At 55.1% G+C, this 20,604-nt stretch carries 26 protein-coding genes and 1 pseudogene; 13 read left to right on the plus strand and 14 right to left on the minus strand.

Going from position 1 to position 20,604, the window contains the following annotated elements; translation table 11 throughout:
* Positions 1-251: 251 nt before the first annotated feature.
* Positions 252-509 carry a hypothetical protein gene (locus AABA21_RS04525; protein ID WP_338247800.1) on the minus strand — a complete coding sequence of 86 codons (258 nt, stop codon included), beginning with the start codon at positions 507-509 and terminating at the stop codon, positions 252-254.
* A 141-nt stretch (positions 510-650) separates the two neighbouring features.
* On the opposite strand from AABA21_RS04525, the gene AABA21_RS04530 reads away from it, so the two are divergent.
* Both AABA21_RS04530 and AABA21_RS04535 read left to right on the plus strand, forming a co-directional pair.
* Positions 651-947 carry a transposase gene (locus tag AABA21_RS04530; protein WP_338247801.1) on the plus strand — a complete coding sequence of 99 codons (297 nt, stop codon included), beginning with the start codon at positions 651-653 and terminating at the stop codon, positions 945-947.
* Positions 944-1,801: an IS3 family transposase gene (locus AABA21_RS04535; protein WP_338247802.1), complete on the plus strand. Its 858-nt coding sequence runs from the start codon at positions 944-946 to the stop codon at positions 1,799-1,801. Before AABA21_RS04530 ends, AABA21_RS04535 begins: the two co-directional genes overlap by 4 nt.
* Positions 1,802-2,235: 434 nt before the next feature.
* On the opposite strand, the gene AABA21_RS04540 is transcribed toward AABA21_RS04535, so the two are convergent.
* Together AABA21_RS04540 and AABA21_RS04545 are read right to left on the minus strand one after the other, a co-directional pair.
* Positions 2,236-3,468, minus strand: a complete 1,233-nt coding sequence (locus AABA21_RS04540; protein WP_338247803.1) for an RNA-guided endonuclease InsQ/TnpB family protein — start codon at positions 3,466-3,468, stop codon at positions 2,236-2,238.
* The gene (locus AABA21_RS04545; RefSeq protein WP_338247804.1) at positions 3,416-4,057 is read right to left on the minus strand and encodes an IS607 family transposase; all 642 of its coding nucleotides are present in this window, start codon (positions 4,055-4,057) and stop codon (positions 3,416-3,418) included. Before AABA21_RS04545 ends, AABA21_RS04540 begins: the two co-directional genes overlap by 53 nt.
* Positions 4,058-4,332: 275 nt before the next feature.
* On the opposite strand from AABA21_RS04545, the gene AABA21_RS04550 reads away from it, so the two are divergent.
* From AABA21_RS04550 to AABA21_RS04570, 5 genes are read left to right on the plus strand one after another with little or no spacing between them, the layout of a single operon-like run.
* Positions 4,333-5,271, plus strand: coding sequence for a proline racemase family protein (locus tag AABA21_RS04550; protein WP_338247805.1), 939 nt, complete (start codon positions 4,333-4,335; stop codon positions 5,269-5,271).
* Entirely contained in the window at positions 5,264-6,388 is a 1,125-nt protein-coding gene (locus AABA21_RS04555; RefSeq protein WP_338247806.1) for an NAD(P)/FAD-dependent oxidoreductase, read from the plus strand. The genes AABA21_RS04550 and AABA21_RS04555 overlap by 8 nt, the downstream gene beginning before the upstream one ends.
* The gene (locus AABA21_RS04560; protein ID WP_338247807.1) at positions 6,381-6,632 is read left to right on the plus strand and encodes a (2Fe-2S)-binding protein; all 252 of its coding nucleotides are present in this window, start codon (positions 6,381-6,383) and stop codon (positions 6,630-6,632) included. Before AABA21_RS04555 ends, AABA21_RS04560 begins: the two co-directional genes overlap by 8 nt.
* Positions 6,620-7,912, plus strand: coding sequence for an FAD-dependent oxidoreductase (locus AABA21_RS04565; RefSeq protein ID WP_338247808.1), 1,293 nt, complete (start codon positions 6,620-6,622; stop codon positions 7,910-7,912). The genes AABA21_RS04560 and AABA21_RS04565 overlap by 13 nt, the downstream gene beginning before the upstream one ends.
* The gene (locus tag AABA21_RS04570; RefSeq protein WP_338247809.1) at positions 7,909-8,832 is read left to right on the plus strand and encodes a dihydrodipicolinate synthase family protein; all 924 of its coding nucleotides are present in this window, start codon (positions 7,909-7,911) and stop codon (positions 8,830-8,832) included. The genes AABA21_RS04565 and AABA21_RS04570 overlap by 4 nt, the downstream gene beginning before the upstream one ends.
* A 218-nt stretch (positions 8,833-9,050) precedes the next feature.
* Here the strand turns inward: AABA21_RS04570 and AABA21_RS04575 are convergent, their stop codons facing one another.
* On the minus strand, positions 9,051-9,329 hold the full coding sequence (locus AABA21_RS04575; protein ID WP_338247810.1) for a bacteriocin leader domain-containing protein: 279 nt from the start codon (positions 9,327-9,329) through the stop codon (positions 9,051-9,053).
* Between the two features lie 543 nt (positions 9,330-9,872).
* Here AABA21_RS04575 and AABA21_RS04580 point away from each other — a divergent pair.
* Positions 9,873-10,496 (plus strand): nucleotidyltransferase domain-containing protein, encoded by a 624-nt coding sequence (locus AABA21_RS04580; protein ID WP_338247811.1) that lies wholly within the window; start codon positions 9,873-9,875, stop codon positions 10,494-10,496.
* A gap of 139 nt (positions 10,497-10,635) precedes the next feature.
* Here AABA21_RS04580 and AABA21_RS04585 read toward each other — a convergent pair whose 3' ends face one another.
* Positions 10,636-11,199, minus strand: coding sequence for a hypothetical protein (locus AABA21_RS04585; protein ID WP_338247812.1), 564 nt, complete (start codon positions 11,197-11,199; stop codon positions 10,636-10,638).
* Between the two features lie 115 nt (positions 11,200-11,314).
* Between AABA21_RS04585 and AABA21_RS04590 the strand changes: the two genes are divergently transcribed.
* Complete coding sequence (locus AABA21_RS04590) at positions 11,315-11,443, plus strand: hypothetical protein (RefSeq protein WP_338247813.1); 129 nt, start codon at positions 11,315-11,317, stop codon at positions 11,441-11,443.
* Positions 11,444-11,453: 10 nt separating this feature from the next.
* Here the strand turns inward: AABA21_RS04590 and AABA21_RS39240 are convergent.
* The 3 genes and pseudogenes from AABA21_RS39240 to AABA21_RS04600 form a co-directional block, all read right to left on the minus strand.
* Positions 11,454-11,528: pseudogene (locus AABA21_RS39240) on the minus strand (hypothetical protein); the annotation flags it as partial.
* A 193-nt stretch (positions 11,529-11,721) separates the two neighbouring features.
* Positions 11,722-12,507 carry a transposase gene (locus tag AABA21_RS04595; protein ID WP_338247814.1) on the minus strand — a complete coding sequence of 262 codons (786 nt, stop codon included), beginning with the start codon at positions 12,505-12,507 and terminating at the stop codon, positions 11,722-11,724.
* Positions 12,504-13,064: a helix-turn-helix domain-containing protein gene (locus AABA21_RS04600; protein ID WP_338247815.1), complete on the minus strand. Its 561-nt coding sequence runs from the start codon at positions 13,062-13,064 to the stop codon at positions 12,504-12,506. Before AABA21_RS04600 ends, AABA21_RS04595 begins: the two co-directional genes overlap by 4 nt.
* Before the next feature lie 462 nt (positions 13,065-13,526).
* Here AABA21_RS04600 and AABA21_RS04605 point away from each other — a divergent pair, with 462 nt between their 5' ends.
* Both AABA21_RS04605 and AABA21_RS04610 read left to right on the plus strand, forming a co-directional pair.
* Positions 13,527-13,805 carry a bacteriocin leader domain-containing protein gene (locus AABA21_RS04605; RefSeq protein ID WP_338247810.1) on the plus strand — a complete coding sequence of 93 codons (279 nt, stop codon included), beginning with the start codon at positions 13,527-13,529 and terminating at the stop codon, positions 13,803-13,805.
* Positions 13,806-13,896: 91 nt separating this feature from the next.
* Entirely contained in the window at positions 13,897-14,205 is a 309-nt protein-coding gene (locus tag AABA21_RS04610) for a hypothetical protein (protein WP_338247816.1), read from the plus strand.
* A gap of 86 nt (positions 14,206-14,291) precedes the next feature.
* Here AABA21_RS04610 and AABA21_RS04615 read toward each other — a convergent pair whose 3' ends face one another.
* The 5 genes from AABA21_RS04615 to AABA21_RS04635 form a co-directional block, all read right to left on the minus strand.
* Positions 14,292-15,152 (minus strand): aldo/keto reductase, encoded by an 861-nt coding sequence (locus AABA21_RS04615; protein ID WP_338247817.1) that lies wholly within the window; start codon positions 15,150-15,152, stop codon positions 14,292-14,294.
* Between the two features lie 17 nt (positions 15,153-15,169).
* Entirely contained in the window at positions 15,170-15,922 is a 753-nt protein-coding gene (locus AABA21_RS04620; RefSeq protein WP_338247818.1) for an SDR family oxidoreductase, read from the minus strand.
* 66 nt (positions 15,923-15,988) lie between these two features.
* On the minus strand, positions 15,989-16,969 hold the full coding sequence (locus AABA21_RS04625) for an aldo/keto reductase (RefSeq protein WP_338247819.1): 981 nt from the start codon (positions 16,967-16,969) through the stop codon (positions 15,989-15,991).
* A gap of 52 nt (positions 16,970-17,021) precedes the next feature.
* Positions 17,022-17,417: a (R)-mandelonitrile lyase gene (locus tag AABA21_RS04630; RefSeq protein ID WP_338247820.1), complete on the minus strand. Its 396-nt coding sequence runs from the start codon at positions 17,415-17,417 to the stop codon at positions 17,022-17,024.
* A gap of 36 nt (positions 17,418-17,453) precedes the next feature.
* Positions 17,454-17,780, minus strand: a complete 327-nt coding sequence (locus tag AABA21_RS04635) for a carboxymuconolactone decarboxylase family protein (protein WP_338247821.1) — start codon at positions 17,778-17,780, stop codon at positions 17,454-17,456.
* A gap of 222 nt (positions 17,781-18,002) precedes the next feature.
* Between AABA21_RS04635 and AABA21_RS04640 the strand changes: the two genes are divergently transcribed.
* Both AABA21_RS04640 and AABA21_RS04645 read left to right on the plus strand, forming a co-directional pair.
* On the plus strand, positions 18,003-18,950 hold the full coding sequence (locus AABA21_RS04640) for an AraC family transcriptional regulator (protein ID WP_338247822.1): 948 nt from the start codon (positions 18,003-18,005) through the stop codon (positions 18,948-18,950).
* 270 nt (positions 18,951-19,220) lie between these two features.
* The gene (locus AABA21_RS04645; RefSeq protein WP_338250997.1) at positions 19,221-19,736 is read left to right on the plus strand and encodes an MFS transporter; all 516 of its coding nucleotides are present in this window, start codon (positions 19,221-19,223) and stop codon (positions 19,734-19,736) included.
* Positions 19,737-19,790: 54 nt separating this feature from the next.
* On the opposite strand, the gene AABA21_RS04650 is transcribed toward AABA21_RS04645, so the two are convergent.
* The gene (locus AABA21_RS04650) at positions 19,791-20,585 is read right to left on the minus strand and encodes an ABC transporter permease (RefSeq protein WP_338247823.1); all 795 of its coding nucleotides are present in this window, start codon (positions 20,583-20,585) and stop codon (positions 19,791-19,793) included.
* Positions 20,586-20,604 lie beyond the last annotated feature (19 nt).

Consider the following 20,604-nt stretch of genomic DNA (forward strand, 5'->3'; position numbering starts at 1 on the left):
CCCGACTGGATGTTACAACCAAATCGATGTGAGGTGGCTCCGTTTTTGTCCAGTCAAAAAATGTAGAGTCTAATAGGAAGCTCGCGACACAGGGAAGGATGAAGACGTCACGTTCAACGTCCGTTCTTTTTTCGCCACAGTTGTTGCTCTTCATAGATCATCCGACTGACATAGCCAGGCGCTAAATGACGTCGTTTTCGGTTGTCATATCGTGCATGTGTTAAAAGATCCAGTCCTGTTGAAGAGGCTCGTTACAGTCTTTTTGCTATATCAGCGTTGGCATTCTCAAGCCAGGATAGGCAACTCTTTTCTTCACATTTCTTTTGTATCCAAATGACGATATCGGCATAACTTTGCTCACCTTTTTCAGCCTGGTTCATTTGCAAAGGAACAGTGTGAAAGATATCAGCAAGCACAAAACAGGTGTGGCAATCTTTTGAGTAACTCGCTACACGGATATCTAGAAAAGCTCGATACAATAATTTGAAAAGGTACTCTTTTTCTGCCATGAATGCTTCCCTTCCCTTCCCTTCGGGAGAGCCATGGAAGTTTACTTCTTGGAGTGAACCCCCAAGTCCGGACAGTAAAGGAAGTCAACTTCTCCGAAATGTCGTAGACTTAAGAACAGCACCAGCAAAGGAGAAGAGACGATGCACAAACGCCAGCACAGTCCTGAGTTTAAATTGGAGGTTGTTCGGCAAGTCGCTTCTGGAGAGAAACGGCCCGCCCAAGTCTGCCGTGAACATGGTCTGGCCGAGAGCGTGCTGTCGCGCTGGCGCAAGGGGTACCAGGAGCGCGGAGAGGCTGCCTTCCGGTCCCAGACACCTGCCACCTCAGAAGCGGCACGCATTGCCGAATTGGAGCAATTCTGTGGACAGTTGGCTCTGGAGAATGCCGTGCTAAAAAAAACATTGCAGGCTTTGAGATCCAGGAGCGACATGCGATGATTGTTCAGGCTCATCGGCTGCATCCCCAGCTTTCGGTCCAGCAGCTGTGTGATCTCTTTGCAGTCAGTCGGAGTTGGTACTACGAGCAACTGAACCACTTGCCCGACGAAGAGGAACTGGCACTGCGTGATGAGATTGAGCGTATCATTTTGGAATTCCCTGGCTATGGCTATCGGCGAGTGACGCGGGCATTGCATCGGCAGGGGCAGTTCGTCAACCACAAACGGGTGCTGCGGATCATGCGTGAAGAGTCACTCTTATGTCATCTGAAGAAACGCTTCGTGGTCAAAACGACGGATTCGCATCATCGTTTGCCGGTGTACCCAAATGCCTTGGCAGGGATGCAGCTTGAGAGACTTGATCAAGCCTGGGTGGCTGATATCACCTACATTCGCTTGAACAATGCATTTGTGTACCTGGCGTGCCTTCTCGATGCCTTCTCGCGGCGTTGCGTGGGCTGGCATCTCTCGCATGAGATGACCACCTCGCTCCCTCTGGCCGCATTGAGACAAGCTGTCCTTGCTCGTCATCCTGGTTCTGGGTTGATTCACCACAGTGATCGGGGAGTTCAATACGCCAGTCAGGCGTATGTGGAACAGCTCAAGCAGATTGGCGCCGTGATCAGTATGTCGGATGTGGATAATCCTTATGACAATGCCAAAGCCGAATCATTTTTCAAGACCCTCAAACAGGAAGAGGTGTATCTGAAAGACTATCAGAGTTTTGCAGATGCTCAAGCGAATTTGATGGTTTTTATCGAGAAGGTGTACAATGTCAAACGGTTGCATTCCAGTTTGGGATACCTCCCACCTGTTGAGTTTGAGGCGCTGTATACCTCACTCCCACGAAGTTGACTTGCTTGCTGTCCGGTAAAATGGGTTCACTCCATCTCGCTCTCTCATCATGCGAATAACCACGCCTGCCCATTAAACAAAGGGGGGCACCCGTTATGCAAACTCTCGGTGCCTGATTGTTTAATCAATGGCGCAGACATGGTCAATTTGTTAAAGTGCAAACTGCGAATGACCGCGTAAAAGAGTAATATACACAACTGCTCCGATTTTGATACGCAGATGTGTGCAGCAAGCTAACACATCTGGCAAATTTCGTTGTTCCTGCTTCATCGACCACTGCCATCGCACCGGGCCTTGAGATCAGCTACCGGCTTCGGTCTCACACGGCCTCCACAGGCGTTTTTCCGTTGGGCCTGAGCCACTATCCACAACGGGAACGAGAAGCTCTTCTTGAAGAATGCGGCGGGCTTCCCGCTCCAGGTTCAGCGCCGCATTCACGTCGCGGTCCTCACCAGACCACATTTCAGGCAGCAATAGGTGCGGTATTTCAAGGGCATGCGCTTCTTCACGTGCCCACACCCAGAGCATCGTTTTGTCGAAGGGAAGAAGCGATCCACCACGATGGCCTGCCCTCCCACGGCCTGCATTTTCGTCTCAAAGAACTGCAACAACTGGCCAAGCCCGGCGTCCGCCATCGTTCTGGCCAACTTGCGGTTCTTCAACAGGCCTTTGACGTGCAGGTCTTCCAACCCCACGACGCTGCATGTCCGAGCCATCTCGGTGGTGAGCTTGTGCTGGCTATCTCGCCGGATGTTGGCAAGTTGGCCGTGCAAGCGAGCCAGTTTCACCCTGGCCTTCTCGCGGTTCTTGCTGCCCTGTTTGCTCTCTTGATCATACTGTTTCCGACTCAACGAGCGTGAGAGACGTTTCAGCTTCTTGATCTGCCTGGCAAGCGGTTTTTGGTTTTCAAACCGCCGACCATCGCTCACAATGGCTGCTTCTTTGATGCCCACATCGACGCCAACAATCGGATGCGTATTGATCACCGAGATGGCAGGCACTTCCACATGAATGCTCACATACCAATACCCGCCAGACAGGCCAATCGTCGCACCTACCATTTTGACGGAGGAACAGAGGACTTTCTTCTTTTCGTTGCGCCATGTGCCAGCCTTCTGTGAAGAATCAGCAACCACAAAGCGCAGCGATTCCGCCATGTTGACCTTCCCCAGGCCACGCTTGTACTTCGTCTTGTTGCGGATCTTCTGGGGCAGGGTGCCATCGGCTTGCTGCTTGTCCAGAAGAAACTGACCTAACACCGGGACCACGATCCAATGGTCCCCAACCGAAAACTTATCATTGGCAACGTAGAAAGACTCCCGACTCTTGTTCTTCTTTTTGAAGGTGGGGTGGTCATTCTGTCCCTTGAAGAAGCGGGAGAAGGCGTCTCCCAAGTCCTCAAAGGCCCCTTCAATCACACACTTGGTGACCTCAAAGGTCCAGGGGAAATCCTTTTCTCGGATTGCCTGGAAGTGTTTCTTGAGTGCGTTGGCCGTGGGCTTCTTCTCCCGCTTGCCTTCCTTGTACTCAGCGTACTGCTTGTTCCATTCTGCCAGGCCCCAGTTGTAGACAAAGCGGCGCGTGCCTGCCGCCCGTCGAAGATAGTCTTCCTGCTCAGGCGTTGGGTGCAGACGAATCTTGTGGGCTTTGATCATGGTCGCTGCCATATGCCAACGCCTCCTTCACCGTTTTTCGATAGTTCCGCAAGCCGTATAACCGGCTCGAGAAGCACTGCAGAATAGTGAGCACATCTTGAGTGAGTTCTTGCTCTGGACTCAACGATTGGGTATTGAGGACAATGAGGTCGCACTGATGCATCACACACAGGTGCTCGATGAGCGGAAACCCAAACCGGACCAGACGATCCTTGTGGGCAATGACCAGGGAACCGATCTCACCAGCAACGATGTCGTCCACCACGGTGAGAAACTTTTTTCGTTGGAAGTTCAGACCACCGCCGATTTCTTCGATCCACTCATCGACGACAAGACCACGCGCGATGCAGAACTGCTCAAGGTGGTGCCGTTGCTTGAGAAGATCGGGCTTTTGTGCAGAACTGGAAACACGACAATAGGCAACACACCGCTTCTTCTTTGTGGTTTTTTCCAGCCCAAGTACCATGGAGAGATCTTCATCGGTATAATAGCGCTGATTGGTAACCGTGCGGTGTGCCTTCAGTCGGCCTTCTCGGTCCCATCGCTGCAAGGTCTTGGGAACAACCCCTATCCGTTTTGCAAACTCACCTGTCGTGTACATGTGCGTAGTATAACACACATGTACACACTATTTCAACTATCTAGTTCCATCTCCCTTCCGTGTGAAAAGCCGCCGCCAATTTATGTGAACAGCGCTTGACAAAAGAGGCAGAGAAGCGAAAATTCCTCACGGCTTCGCACTTGTACTCCTTCATTTGTCACCGTAACATAATAACATGTTCCTTAATAGGCAAGACAACAAAACGTAAAAAAGGTAATATATCATTGTGCGGAAAAAGCCGCACCTGGCCTGTAGCGAAAAAAGAGGGAGAGACTGTGCAAACTATTGCCATTGTCGATTCACATACCGCGGGCGAGCCAACACGGGTCGTGCTTGATGGAGGGCCGAACCTTGGACCGGGTAGCCTTGCCGAGCGCTTGAACGTCTTCCGTGATCAGTTTGATTGGTTCCGTTCCGCTGTCGCCAACGAGCCGCGCGGCTCAGATACCATGGTGGGGGCACTCCTCTGTGAGGCAACAAGAGCCGAGTGCGTGGCAGGCGTTATTTTCTTTAACAACGTTTCCTATTTAGGCATGTGCGGACATGGCACGATGGGACTGGTAACGACGCTGGCGCATCTGGGGCGCATCGGTGTAGGCAAACACCTTATCGAGACGCCCGTGGGCATCGTGACGGCCGAACTGCTGGCGGATGGCCGTGTGACCGTACATAATGTGCCGGCATATCGCTCTGCCAGCAACGTGCGCGTTGAGGTCGAGGGATATGGTCCGATCACAGGCGATATCGCCTGGGGTGGCAACTGGTTTTTCCTGGTGGAGCATCACGGTCAGGATCTCCAGTTCGCACGTGTAGAGGCGCTCACCGACTTCACCTGGCGCATCCGCACAGCGCTTGAGCGTGCTGGGATAACCGGGGCCAATGGGGCGCTGATCGACCATATCGAGCTCTTTGTCCCCGGCAGCAACGGCGCGCACACCAAAAATTTCGTGCTCTGCCCCGGGAAAGCCTACGATCGTTCCCCCTGCGGCACCGGGACCAGCGCGAAGGTCGCGTGCCTGGCGGCGGACGGCAAGCTGCGGGAAGGAGACGTGTGGATACAGGAGGGCATTCTCAACACCCGCTTTGAGGCCTCCTACCACTACCAGGATGGTCAGCTATGGCCCGCGATTACGGGCTCAGCATTCATCACCATGGAGGGCCGACTCATCCTCGATGACCGCGATCCTTTCCAGCGGGGCATTCGTGATGTCTAAAGCATTTGACGCGCTCATTGTGGGTGCCGGCATCGTCGGCGCCGCCTGCGCCTATGAATTGGCAACGGCGGGTATGTCCGTGGGCATCATTGAGCGGGACACCATAGGCAGCGGCGCGACGGCGGCCGGCATGGGTCACATTGTGGTGATGGATGACAGCCCGGCGCAACTGCGCCTGACGCGCTACTCACAGCTGCTCTGGGATACCCTTGTACAGGGGACTCCCGGGGACCACGAGTATACGCGCTGCGGCACGATCTGGGTCGCGGCCGATGACGCTGAGATGGAGGCTGTACACGCCAAACACGCCCTTTTCAGCGCCAACGGGATTCCCAGCGAGGTACTCGATGCGCCTCAATTGTACGCGCACGAGCCACGCCTGCGTCCTGGCCTGTCCGGTGGTCTACTCGTCCCCGGAGATGGCGTGGTCTATCCACCTCGCAGCGCGGCCGCGCTGATCAGGGCCGCTGAACAGTTCAAGGTCAGCGTGCTGTATGGCACGGCCACGCGCCTGGTAGATGGCGGAGTGGAAATGGCGGATGGGCAGATCGTCAGGGGTGGCATCGTCGTGATTGCCAATGGCGCGTGCGCCACCGATCTGCTCCCCGAGTTGCCTATCCGCCAGAAGAAAGGGCACCTGGTGATTACCGACCGCTATCCGGATTTTGTGCGTCACCAGCTGGTTGAGATGGGGTACATCAAAAATGCGCATGCCACCAGCGGCGATTCAGTGGCCTTCAATGTGCAGCCGCGTGGCACCGGGCAAGTATTAATCGGCTCCTCCAGACAGTTTGAGGCTCCTGGCAATGAGATCGACTATACCATCCTTTCCCGTATGCTCGCCTGCGCCCAGGCCTACCTGCCAGACCTGGGCCAGCTCAACGGTGTGCGCTGCTGGACAGGGCAGCGCGCCGCCACGCCCGATGGGCTCCCTCTGATTGGTCCCCATCCTGAACGTGCGGACCTCTGGCTGGCGACCGGCCATGAGGGTCTGGGCATCACCACGGCCCCGGCCACCGCCCGGCTGCTCGCCGATCAGCTGCTCGGCCGGAGTCCGGCCCTGCCCACCGAACCCTATCTGCCGCAACGCACCTTTCTGGAGGAGCAGCATGTCTGACATACGCCTCACCGTCAACGGACAAGAAGTCCTCGTTCCCGCTGGCAGCATGGTCGCGGCGGCGATCGCACGCGCCGGCGTCAACACCTATCGCCGCTCCGTACGCGGTGACGCGCGTGCCCCGCTCTGTGGCATGGGCATCTGCTTCGAGTGCCGCGTGACCATCAACGGCCTGCCCCACTGCCTGAGCTGTCAGACACCCTGCGAAGACGGGATGGAGGTGGTAACGACATGGAAGAGCTAAGCTTTGATATCGTCATCGTCGGCGCGGGACCGGCCGGCCTGGCCGCAGCAGCGAGTGCGGCGCGCAGCGGGGCCAGCATCGGGCTGCTCGATGATAACCCGCGGGTGGGTGGCCAGATCTGGCGCGGCGGCAGCGAGCAGGTCCATACACTCCAGGCCAGGCGCTGGATGGCGCGCGCCACGACCGATACCATCACCGCACTCCAGCGGGCCAGGGTACTCGCGCCACTCTCAACTGAGACGCTGCTGGTCGAGCTGCCAGATGGAGCCGTAAAGCTCCATTTCAAGCGCCTGATTCTGGCGACCGGGGCACGCGAGCGCTTTCTTCCCTTCCCCGGCTGGACCCTACCGGGGGTGATGGGCGCTGGAGGGCTTCAAGCGCTGGTCAAAGGAGGACTGCCCATCGCTGGTCAGCGCGTGGTCGTAGCCGGTAGCGGACCGCTGCTGCTCGCCGTCGCGAGCTATCTCACACAGAAAGGGGCGCGTATACAATATATCGCCGAACAGACCCCCTGGGCCAAACTCGCGGCATTTGGTCTACGCCTACCCGGCTATCCCAAACAGCTCAAACAGGCCAGCGCGCTAGGTTGGAGCCTGCGCGGCGTGCCGCTTCATGCGGATGCCTGGGTAACAGGCGCGCATGGTGCAGAACGACTGGAAACCGTCACCATTCAAAGCAGACAGGGTCAAACAGAGATTGCCTGCGACTATCTCGCCTGTGGCTTCGGTCTGTGGCCCAATACAGAACTGGCCGCCTCCCTGGGCTGTGAGATCCTTGACCACGCGGTACGGGTAGACCCATGGCAGCAAACGAGCCGCAGGGATATCTATTGCGCGGGCGAGGCAACCGGCATCGGAGGATTGGATCTGGCGCTGCTGGAAGGCCAGATCGCCGGGTTCGCGGCTAGCGGACAGCAAGATGCGGCCCGTACCTGTCTACCAGAGCGCGAACGGACTCGATCGTTCGCTAGGCACCTGGAGCACACCTTCAGTCTGCGACCCGAGCTCAAAAAGCTTCCCGCCGCCGATACCATCATCTGTCGCTGCGAAGACGTCACCTATCAAGAAGTGCAGAGACATCCAGGCTGGCGCAGCGCCAAACTGCAGGCACGCTGCGGCATGGGACCCTGCCAGGGGCGCATCTGTGGCACCGCTACCGTATTCCTCTTTGGCTGGACCCAGGATTCCGTCCGTCCGCCCGTGACCGTCGGGCGCGTGGCCAGCCTGATACACACACAGGAAGATGCGCATCATAATCATGCAGAGGAGAGTACACAATGACCATCAATTGGGGCGGGGTTATCCCCGCCATTACGACTAGCTTCAATCAGGATTACAGTATTGACTTTGCGTTTTTCGCCGAGCATTGCCGCTGGCTGGTCGATGCGGGCTGCCTCGGCCTGGTGCCGTGCGGCTCGCTCGGTGAGGGCGCAACGCTGAGCGCCGAAGAAAAAATCGCGATCATTGAAACGGCCCTGAATGCCGTTGGCGAACGCGTACCAGTCATTCCTGGCATCGCCTCCCTCTCCACGGCGGAGGCGGTATGGCTCGCGCAAGCCGCCGAATCCGCAGGATGTCACGGCCTGATGGTCCTGCCGCCCTATGTGTATTCCACGGACTGGCGCGAAATGAAGGCGCACGTAGAGGCGGTGATGCGTGCCACCAACCTGCCTATCTTGCTGTACAACAATCCACCCGCCTACAAAACAGATTTTCTGCCCGAGCAGATAGCCGAGCTCGCACAGGAGAACGCCAACCTGGTCGCGGTCAAAGAATCCAGCAGCGATGTGCGCCGTGTCACCGCGATTCGCGCCCTCATCGGCGAGCGTTTAGAGATCCTGGTCGGCGTAGACGATGAGATTGTAGAGGGCATGCAGGCCGGCGCGGTCGGCTGGATCGCGGGCCTGGTCAATGCTTTCCCACGCGAATCGGTGACGCTCTTTCATCTGGCCGAGCAGGTACGCACCGGCCAGGATGATCGCGCCCAGCTCGACGCGCTCTACGCCTGGTTCCTTCCCCTGTTGAGAATGGATACCGTGCCAAAGTTCGTGCAGCTCATCAAGCTGGCTCAGGAGATGGTTGGCATGGGGAACGCCCGTGTGCGTGCCCCCCGCCTCGAACTCCACCGCGCCGAGTTGGAAAACGCCCGTAGGACAATCCAGCATGCGCTTGAACATCGATCCGGGCTTGATATCGCCTAAGATAGAGCTGGTGAAGTGCATTTAGTACGATATCATGTTAAACGCGATTCACCATTGCAGTACTGAATGTTTGAGGATCACAACAGTAGAGTAACAGAGAGGGGGCAAGGCGCAGAAACATGTGCATCGAATGATGCGACACTCTTCCTATGCCTTGCCCCCTCTGTCTTTGAGGCAAACAGTGATTTAGAGCATGCTGCCCGTTCCCACGTAGGAGATCAGAGCAACGTCTCAGGAACAATAGCAGGCGTACTGACATTCACCCCTGCCGCCTGGACCTGCACGCCACTCACACCCACGCTCCCCACCGTCTGTGTGGCGGTGGTAACAACGTTGCCGAGGATTCCATCGACGACATTCAGCTGCGTGCCAGCATGCAACAGGCTCCCACCGGAGACCTGACGCAACTGCTCATCTGATACCTCTTCCAGAACCTGCTCGGAAACGTCTGCCTGTTTCTTCCAAAATTCAACATGATTGACTCCTTTCGTCTTCATCACATACTTGCTCGTGCCACTCCCATCCTGTGCAAGCGGCATACACGCGCACATAAACCACTCTCACTGGGACCGCGCATGACCATTCGGGTCCATGCTTCCAACGTTCGCTCTGCGAGAGGAACTGCCCAGAGCTGTGCGCATCATACAGGCCATGCAACACCACACAACCGATTCATGCATGGCTGAAGATTGTAGATCCTCCTCTCGTCTCGCCTCATATCTGGCGTTATTTCTTCCCTCACTTCTGTTCTACAACCTCTATCTGGTTATCGGAACACCGCGCAAAGTGTTGCAGGTGCGAGTCAAACCCACCCATTTGGGTCACTGTCGGACCTGGGAAGTTGCATCTGGCCGTTTTCCGAAGGATGTTTGACCGTTTTCCAGGGGGAGCACACCTCCTTTTCTCTCATCCAGAAGAAAAGTTGAGCCGTCATATGGGTCCCAGAAGGAAAGTTTGGCTATCAATCGACAAAAAGCGTGAAATGATGCTACTCTACTGTATAAGAAAAAGAGACGAAAACACTGTTTGTAGGGAATGGTATGGCAAACGATTCAAACCAATTTGGCCTGTGGCAACCATGGCAACCAGAGGCAGTTGCCCGCTTTTTTTCCGCACTCACGGTTCCCTGGTGGATCGCTGGTGGATGGGCAATCGATCTCTTCCTCGGCATGCAAACACGAGAGCATGAGGATATAGATATCCTTTTTCTGCGTCGAGATCAGCACGAGATCCGTGCGCTACTCCAAGGATGGGATGTTCAAGAAGCGCATCCCGAGCTGTTACCCAGTTCGTGGCCATTCCAGGAATGGAAACAGGATACGATTCTGCCAGCTTCGGTCCACGACATTTGGTGCCGTCCGCACGAGAATGCTCCCTGGGCGCTCCAATTGATGGTCATAAACACCGACCATGATCAATGGATTTCTCGTCGCACGGCACAGATCCGTGGTTCTCTCTCGACTCTGGGATCAGTAACCAAGGATGGCATTCCCTATCTTGCTCCAGAAATTCAGTTGTTCTACAAAGCGAAGGGACTACGTCCTAAGGACGAGGCGGATTTCGCCAGGGCACTCCCTGCTCTTGATGGAAAGCGTCGCCAATGGTTGGCTCAGTCTCTTGCTCTCGTCCATCCTGGGCATGCTTGGCTGAGTGAACTCACTTGAATGACGCCTTTCCAGCAAGCGCGCTCAGGAGGGTATCTACACCACCCACATTCAGGGGCACAGAGCTCGCCTTCTACAGGATGAAGTAGGCAGAAAACGATAAGCATAGTCCTTCTTCCATCAATGTATTATTTACTTGTTATGAACTCGTTACGCACCCCATCTGCTGTTCAACCAGATATTTGAAGGTCAACAACTGTTTGCGCATCATGACAAAATCTCCCCATGATAACATTGGACGCATCATAGTCCCGATAAACCCGGGAGGATAACGCACGAGTACCTTAGCCACGAGACGACACCGCACGTCATCCTGAGGAAAGATCACATAACTGATGGTGACCTCCCCAAAGAACATTTGGGCCCGCTTATCCTTGAGAAGCAGCGTAAGATGTCGATCAGGCTCAAAGTTCACCAGATCAAAAATTGAGCACACACGTTGCCCAACCTGAAGCTGCTCCAGACCCGGGATAAGTACGCGAGGGCTGCGCCTGCCACGGTTATCGATCCAGTCGTAGCTATAGGGTGCCACACGCAATTGACAGAGCCAGCGAAAGACAATGGGGGCTGGTGCTTGCACCGATACAGCACGGAAGTAGGATACATCGTATGGAGTTAGATAGTGATCGCAAGGAAACGACATCATTCTCTCAGAGGCGGTCGCTCCCCAATTGTCAGCAAGAGATCTCGGTAGTGTTTTCACAATTGCATCCTCTCCTGAGAAGCACCATAACCTGTTTGTTCTCTCCTTTGCTCGACTCACGTCTCTTACTCAGATCATACCATACGGTATGGTATGTTTTCAAGAGGAGCAAAAGATGAGCATTGCATCCGATCATAGTGATCAAATGGAAACGTCTCAAATGAGCATTGCATCCGATGGAGTCGATCCGTTGGCAGATCAGAAAGAAGTTTCAGAGATGCTGCTTCTTGATCCACAGCGGTAACGTGGAATCCGTACTTGATCAGATAAAGAGTATCACGGCCTACACCACGTCCCAGATCTACTGCCTCGCTACCATGCTTCTGCAGTTCTACCGCCCGAACGAGGCGCCGAAACCAAAAAGACCACCAATGCCCTACCGCTTCTCATTCCACCTCCCATCCCAGCAAAACAACAAATAAATAGAACCGACTGAAGAGTTCACACGAGTATGTGTGCGTTGAGCTGGTTATTTCACCTGAAGCAGATCAGCATCCTTGTGTGTCTGACATCACTAGTGGGTCACTTGCCAGATCCAGTGGCATTGCTGGCCGGTTTGTAATAGCGCACCGAACGAATGCGCCGCGGCACCACGTATTGAGATGTTGCTCCTGACCCGCCTTGCCGATGACGACGCGCATAGGCACGGTCGCGACGAGCATGCCGTTTGCCTCCCCAGATGAACGGGGTCGGATGACGATTCCATCCCTCGATGGTGTCGGTGAGCCAATCTTTGAGAATTTCGACATCATAAACATGATGCCCCTCCAGTGCCCTCCGGATAATGATCCGTTGCACAGACTCAGCCATGTTGAGCCAGGATCCAGCACACGGGGTATACAACAGTCCAATGCCGCGTTCATGGCACCAGCTCACCAAATCGCGACTGTAATGACCTGCCAGGTTATCTAAAATCAGCAACATGCGCAAGGGAGGCAAGAACCGATCCAGTTGTTCGGCGGCAGGAAAGGGATCCCAGTTTTGCCAGAGTCGCTCCTCTGGAACCGCCTCTAGAACTGGCGGACACTCTTTGAGAAGAGCCTCCAATTCTTCCTTGAGCCAGGGATGCAAGATGGCATTGGTACTTTGATCAACTGGTTTGGCTCGCAGTTCCCCCGTGGCTGGCCGAAACAAGGTCAAGAATTTGCAGGTCTTCCCGCGGATATATTGATGGTCCTGTCGCCCTGGTTCTCCCTCTGGCTGCCAGACGAAGCCGGGGTGAGGAATGGTCTGATACGGACCTGCCTCGTCTTCACACCACAAGGGGAGACCCACATGCTCGGCCTGCACGTAGGCACGCTCAATCACCGTTTTTTTTCCTGGGTGTAGGGGTCTTCGCTCTGATACACCGTCCCGTCTTTTCCTTTCTTGAGGGTTCTTCCCGTATGGCACCAGGTGCGATCTTTCTGCCAACTGTAGCCTGCCTCATGCAAGGTATGCAGGATCGTAAAGGTACTCACCTTCGGAAGCCCATCGCTAGCTTGGCGCAGGGCGCGTTGCAAGAGTGTGAGGGACCAGGTGGCTGTTGCATCTTCCTTGCGATCAGGCGTGCGGCGTGCCTCCTGCTCAATCCGTGCTCGTTCCACTGGCCCATAGGTTCGCGGGGCTCCCGATCGGGGCAAATCATCGAGCGCCGCCAACCCCATGAGATTGAATCGCCTGGTTAGCCGTGTGACTGGGTCGTGGCTTTTCCATCCAACGAGGCGCGCCGCCTCGCTCAAGCTCTTCCCCTCCGCAACGGCTACGAGCGCGACGGCTCGCTGGTGACGGTTACGCGATTCACTAGAGGCTCTGCTCACACGCTGAAGTTCTTTGGCTTCTTCTTCCGAAAACAGCCGCAGGGGTTGTGATGCTCGACGGGACATGGCTGGTCTCCTTCCAGACTTTTTGTTGAGCATCGCACATTCCTACAGCAGTTGGCAAATGACCCACTAGTTGTGGAGTGCTGATGTTTTTATATGAGGCACATCGATCACAAACGCTGCCCAGGTCCGACGGTGACCCAAATGGGTGGGGGTGACTCACACCTGCGCAACACTTTGCGCGGTGTTCCGATAACCAGATAGAGGTTGTAGAACAGAAGTGAGGGAAGAAATAACGCCAGATATGAGGCGAGACGAGAGGAGGATCTACAATCTTCAGCCATGCATGAATCGGTTGTGTGGTGTTGCATGGCCTGTATGATGCGCACAGCTCTGGGCAGTTCCTCTCGCAGAGCGAACGTTGGAAGCATGGACCCGAATGGTCATGCGCGGTCCCAGTGAGAGTGGTTTATGTGCGCGTGTATGCCGCTTGCACAGGATGGGAGTGGCACGAGCAAGTATGTGATGAAGACGAAAGGAGTCAATCATGTTGAATTTTGGAAGAAACAGGCAGACGTTTCCGAGCAGGTTCTGGAAGAGGTATCAGATGAGCAGTTGCGTCAGGTCTCCGGTGGGAGCCTGTTGCATGCTGGCACGCAGCTGAATGTCGTCGATGGAATCCTCGGCAACGTTGTTACCACCGCCACACAGACGGTGGGGAGCGTGGGTGTGAGTGGCGTGCAGGTCCAGGCGGCAGGGGTGAATGTCAGTACGCCTGCTATTGTTCCTGAGACGTTGCTCTGATCTCCTACGTGGGAACGGGCAGCATGCTCTAGATCATTGTTTGCCTCAAAGACAGAGGGGGCAAGGCATAGGAAGAGTGTCGCATCATTCGATGCACGTATTCCTGCGTCTTGCCCCCAGTTCAATGTATCCGATGTTTTCACATACATTGAGGATTCCATCACAAAAAGAGGAGGATAACAAGCATATCAAAGAGGTAAAGAATCCGCGCCTGATCGAGACGGGCTATCAGTCGCCACAATTCACCTTGTGGACACTCGGACCTGATGAATGGTTACTCTTTCTGAAATTGTTTGATTACGCAGCGCAGAAAAAGCCGCAGAGGAAGCCGGATGTGATCCAACTTCCTCTGCTTGATCCCGATGAAAACCAGCGCGAGCCTCGTCTCATCATGAGGTGACTCTTCCTCCTACTCTGTCGGCGGAGAGCTGGTAAATTCCCTAAACGCTCTCTCCTTTACCAGATGCCGACGTGTCGCTCGTCCGTTTAGGTCCGACGTGTCGCTCCGCTCAACCGCTTCACGACATTGGGGTCACGGTGGTCGAAGAAGCTACTGGTTTTGGTGTCCAGCGTCCTGATCGCCGCCATATCTTCCTGGCTCAGATCAAAATCGAAGATGGTGAAGTTTTCCACGATTCGGTCCTTGCGAACTGATTTGGGAATTGCCACGACCCCTCTCTGGGTGAGCCAGCGCAAAGTGACCTGCCCTACAGTTTTCTGATATTTGCTTGCGATGGAACGCAGCACCTCGTTCTCGAATATGTTGTGCTTGCCTTCCGCAAACGGCCCCCAGGATTCGATCTGAACATGGTTGTCCTGCAAGAAGGTCTGGGTGTCTATTTGCTGGTTGAACGGATGGGTTTCCACCTGATTGACGGCAGGAACAATCTGGTGATGCATGATCAGGTCCATCAACCGGTCAGGTGCGAAGTTGCTGACCCCGATGGCGCGTATCCGGCCTTCCTGGTACAACTGCTCCATCACGCGCCACGCGCCATACACATCCCCAAAGGGCTGGTGAATCAGGTAGAGATCCAGATACTCCAGTTGTAACCGCTGCAATGATCGTTCAAACGCTGGTCTGGTGCGTTCGTCCCCAGCATCCGGAATCCAGAGCTTGGTGGTAATAAACAGTTCTTCCCGTGGCACGCCGCTCCGCTTGATGGCTTTGCCGACGGCTTCTTCATTGCCATAGGATGCCGCCGTATCAATCAGGCGGTAGCCGGTGCGGAGAGCATCGTACACGCTGCGTTCGCATTCTTCAGCATCCTGCATTTGAAAGACACCAAACCCCAAGAGGGGCATGCTCACCCCGTTATTGAGGCTGACCGATGGAATAGCTGACATGTGTATTTCTCCTTTCCTCAAAGTTCCTGGCTGGTGGGCCGGAACAGGATTTCATTGATATCCACGTCGTCGGGTTGGCTCATGGCAAAGGCAACGGCCCGTGCAAACGAGTCAGCCGGAATAGCTCCCGCTTCATAGTTTTTCCGCACAGCTTCCGCAATATCTGGCTCAGTGATGCTGGTGGGCAGTTCCGTGTCTAAGGCTCCCGGCGAGATCACCGTCGTGCGAATGTGATAGGGTTTGACTTCCTGGCGCAGCCCTTCGGAGATCATCAGGACAGCTGCCTTGGTCGCTGCATAGACCGCGCTGCTGGGACGAACCTTATGGCCTGCCACTGAGGACACATTGATGATGTGTCCGGCATGTTGCTCTTTCATGTAGGGCAACGCGGCGGCAATGCCGTAGAGAACCCCTTTGATGTTGACATCAATGGTGCGGTTCCAGTCGTCGATCTTGAGGCGTTCCAGGGGCGAGTGCGGCATCAAACCAGCGTTGTTGAGCATCACGTCGATGCGTCCATAGGTTTGGACAGCGGCGTCCACCAGGCGCTTCACCCGCTCGGCATCTGTGACATCCGTCTGGAGGGCATGTGCCTTGCCACCGCGCTTGTTCAGTTCGTTCGCCAGGGCCTGGATGCGCTCGGTGCGGCGCGCTCCCAGCACAACCGTTGCTCCCTGCGCGGAAAGATGCCGGGCTGTCGCTTCTCCCAGCCCACTACTCGCGCCAGTGATCACCACGACTTTTCCGTGGATGTTCGTATTCTCGTTCATAAGATACCTTCTTTTTCTTACTTGTACACCCTGCTCAGGGTGCTGGAATGGGTGAACAGAGGAGTCTCAAACGTACCGCTCTCGTCCATTTCCCCTGGCTCCCTGCACCGTGATCTGCGAAGCAACACTCTCGATGTCACTGAGATCATCAGATGTCAGTTCGATGGCAACAGCAGCAAGGTTTTCCTCCAGGCGAGAAAACTTCGTGGTCCCTGGGATCGGCACGATCCACGGTTTCTGCGCCAGCAACCAGGCCAGCGCAATCTGAGCAGGCGTCACCCGTTTCTGCGCGGCGATTCTCACCAGCAGATCGACCAGGGCCTGATTCGCTTGCATGGCTTCAGGAGTAAAGCGAGGGAAAATAGACCGAATATCGGATTGCTCGAACGTTTTGTTTGGATCAACCGTTGCGGTGAGGAATCCTTGTCCAAGAGGACTCCAAGGCACGAAGCCGATGCCAAGCTCTTCACACGTTGGAAGGACCTCGGCTTCTGGGTCTCGCGTCCACAGCGAGTATTCGCTCTGGATAGCTGTGACTGGTTGTACAGCATGCGCCCGACGGATCGTCTGTGCTGCTGCCTCGGAAAGACCGAAGTATTTCACCTTTCCAGCCTCGATCAGTTTCTTGACGGTGCCAGCCACATCTTCAATGGGCACCTCTGGGTCCACACGGTGCTGATAGAGGAGATCGATGGTCTCGACTCGGAGCCGCCTGAGTGAATCCTCGACACTCTGCTTGATCTGCTCTGGCTGACTGGAAAGGCCCAACCGTTCTCCATTGGGGCCAAATCGAAAGCCGAATTTAGTGGCGATGACCACGTGATCACGAATGGGGGCAAGCGCTTCGCCCACGAGTGCTTCGTTGGTGAAGGGTCCATAGACCTGGGCCGTGTCGAAAAAGGTTACCCCTCGGTCTACAGCTGCTCGCAGGAGAGCAATCATTTCCTGTTTGTCTCTGGGGGGACCATAGTTGATACTCATACCCATACAACCGAGCCCGAGAGCTGAAACTTCCAAGTGGCTCGTTCCAAGTGTACGCTTTTGCATGTTTTCACTGTCCTGTCTTTGTATGAAAAGGCGCAATCATCGTTCTCTATGATCAGCCCTGGTAGTGTTCCTCGCTGACCTGCTCCATCCAATTGGTGGTCTTCCCATCAAGCCGTTCGGTAATGGCAATATGGGTCAGAGCCGTCGTTGGTGTGGCACCATGCCAATGTTTTTCCCCTGGCTCAAACCAGATCACGTCCCCAGGGCGAATCTCCTGGATCGGCTCCCCCCAGCGTTGGACCCGACCGAAGCCACTCGTCACAATCAGCGTCTGGCCAAGGGGGTGACTGTGCCAGGCGGTTCGAGCACCAGGCTCAAACGTGACACGGGCACCACCGACACGGGCTGGATCGGGTGCTTCAAACGGGGAATCGATGAAAACCGTGCCGGTAAACGTGTCGGCTGGCCCATAGCGCGTCGGCTGTGAGCCAGTGCGTTTGATATCCATGCGTTTCTTTCTCCTGCTGCATCTCTCTGCGCCAGATTATTGCTCACCAAAGACGCGTTTAGCGACGGCGATGGCAGACATGGCCTTCGGCCAACCAGCATAAAACGCGAGATGGGTGATCACCTCTTTGAGTTCTGTCTCCGTCAGGCCATTGTCTTTTGCTCTCATCAGATGGCCGGTGAGTTGTTCGGTATTTCCGCCTGCAATCAACGCAGCAACCGTAATCAAGCTCCGATCACGTTTTGAGAGTTCTGTTCGTTCCCAGATGTCGCCAAACAGCAGATCATCCGTGAGTGACACCATCTTCGGCGAGAAGTCGCCAATGAGCTTCTGTGCCCGTGTTGGTTCTTGCGATTCAGACATCTTCCCTCCTTCTTCATTAACCGTCTACCATGCATGTTCGCTCCTGACTTTGTTCTTGAAGAAAAGTCCAGCTTATGCGGTCCAGGCAGAGCATCAGGCGCGCTGCCTGTGGATAGTATAGACCTGCCGAAGCCCAGGGTGATAGAATGATTGTCGAGAATGATTGGAGGATTCTGCAAATCTTCCCGGATGAGCGAAAGAGCAACTAGAGAGGAAATCACCATGGATGAACGAGATGGCCACCAGCGAGAACGCCAGACCGTGATGCAACACGCCTATCGTGAAGAACTGGTGGAGCGGATTGGGCGAGTGGTGCGCGAAGATGGAGTAGAAGAACCACTCCCAGGATTACATCTGGCCCGCAGTTCGGTGCCTTTCCAACCAATTCATAGCGTGGTTGAGCCATCCATCTGCGTGATAGCCCAGGGCAGCAAAGAGGTCTTACTCGGCGAGAGCCGTTACTGCTACGATCCTGAGCATTATCTGCTGACCACCATCGAGTTGCCCCGTGTCAGTCAGGTGCTTTCTGCCTCGAAGGAGCGCCCCTATCTCAGTCTCCGCCTGGATCTGGCTCCCTCCCTTGTCAGCTCCGTCGTTGTTGAGGCCGACTATACCTGGTTGAAACCGCATACTGCGGTCTCGGCAATCACGGTGAGTCCGCTGGATGAGAACCTGCTGGAAGCCTTCGTGCGACTGGTGAGGCTGGTAGATTCCCCTGCCCATGCACAGGTGCTTGGCCCCTTGATCACGCAGGAAATTCTCTATTGGCTCCTCGTCGGAGAGCAGGGGAGTCGGCTCCGTCACCTGGCTCTGCAAGGGGGCTACACTCCCGATATCGTCCAGACAGTCAAGCGACTTCGGCAACACTTCGACCAACCCTTACGCATCGAGGAAATCGCGCAGGATCTGGGCATGAGTGTTTCAGGGTTCCACCACCACTTCAAAGCGGTCACTGCGCTCAGTCCCTTGCAATTCCAGAAGCAGTTGCGGCTCCAGGAGGCTCGTCGTCTCATGCTCTCGGAAAACCTCGACGCCACAAGTGCGGCCTATCGTGTGGGATATCAGGATGCCGCGTACTTCAATCGCGAATATAAAAGCCTCTTTGGTGTCCCTCCCATACGCGACGTACAACGCCTGCGAGAAGAGGCCCTCGCTTTCCCTAACCGATGAGAAGGATGGGCACATCCCATACACAACATGACCTCCCTCACCTGGGCATCCCCTGCCCTCATACGGCCTTGATTGAAGATTCCGACCGGAGCAGAGCATAACTGAGCAAACTCAGCCAGTCATCCGATCAGAAGCGTCCGATAAATCAGGAGAGGGGACCAGTGTACAAGCAGGTACTGAGACGGGACGGCAAGCAGCGAAGATCAGATTACCTTTGCACGTTACCTGCCCACCTCGCGATTGATACAGGTGCGTATTGTTGTTTCAATCGTGGCTAACTTTTGCCTTGGCGGATTGTTGGAGGTCGCGTTGCCTACACTGGCACATGGTCCAATGCATGCGGGCGCAAGTGGATATGGGATGATTATGACGGCCTTTGGCGGCGGCGCGCTGGCTGGTGGCCTTTTGGCCAGCATGCTGGTTGGGCTGAAACGGAAAGGACTGATCGCGCTTCTAGCCGTGCTGATCATGGCCATCATGATCGCACTGCTTCCCTATGGAGGAGTTACAGGTGCGGTGCTCTGCATGCTGATCAGTGGTCTTGTGAACAGCATCTCCAACGTTTTGCTGATTACGTTGATCCAACGAACTATCCCGCGTCATCTCATGGGGCGCGTCATGGGACTGCTCCAGTTTGCCTCGTTCGGCACGTATCCGATCTCCGTAGCCCTGGGTGGTGTCCTGACGAACCTGCTCGGCCCGGCAATCCTCTTCCCCTTCAACGGATTCATCCTCTTCCTGGCGATCCTGTTTGGGATTACACAGAAGGAGCAGAGGAATTTATAAAGTCTTCGCGAAAAAAAGTGGTCATGTATTTTTCACATTCGCAGGCATGAATGGCTATCCTCCAGCACTCTGATAGCGATTCATGCCGTACGTCCATATGCGATAGGAGAGCCAGAATATGAGAGGGCCAACCAGGGGAGCTACCCAGCCGATCCAACCTGGCAGGAACTGCCCACTCTTTGAGAGCAGGGTAGTCGCGGGATAGAAATTGACAAAGGCAAGAGGAAAGACCACGGTCAATGCCACCTGCACCGCGGCACCATAGATCGATATCGGATAAGCAATCGCCGCTTTGATACTGTAATACAGGCCAAAGAGCATTTGAGAGCGAATAACAATGAACGTGAGCGAACCAAGAAAGGTAATAAACGCGGCCTGAAGCAGCACACCGCTGACCAGGATCAGCAGAAAATAGAGAAACAGCAAGGCAGTCCAATGGAACGATAGCTGGGTAGTAGCCCAGATCAGGATGAGACCCGAGAGAATCACATGGGCCGCGTATCCAACGTTATATTTTCGAGCGACCAGGTAGAGATAGGGATTCAAGGGCTGTACAAGCACCCCGTCAAAGGTCCCCTCCTCCACCATCTGTTCGAGTTCTGAAAACGGACTGAAGGTGAAAGCCGCCCCGAGTGCATAGGTAAAAAGGTCCAGGCTGTAGAGAAAAGCGATCTGGGGCCAGGACCACCCGTGGATCGTCTGAAAGCGGCGCAAGAGAAGCCAGACAACAATATATTGCCCTCCATACCCCCAGATTTGAGCCAGAATACCCAGGAGGTATGCTGCCCGATACTCCATGCGCTCTTTCATGCGTAAACGCACAAACTGCCAGAAAACGGAAAGTGACATCGTTATCTCCTTCCTCTGC

The sequence above is a fragment of the Dictyobacter halimunensis genome, assembly GCF_036245075.1.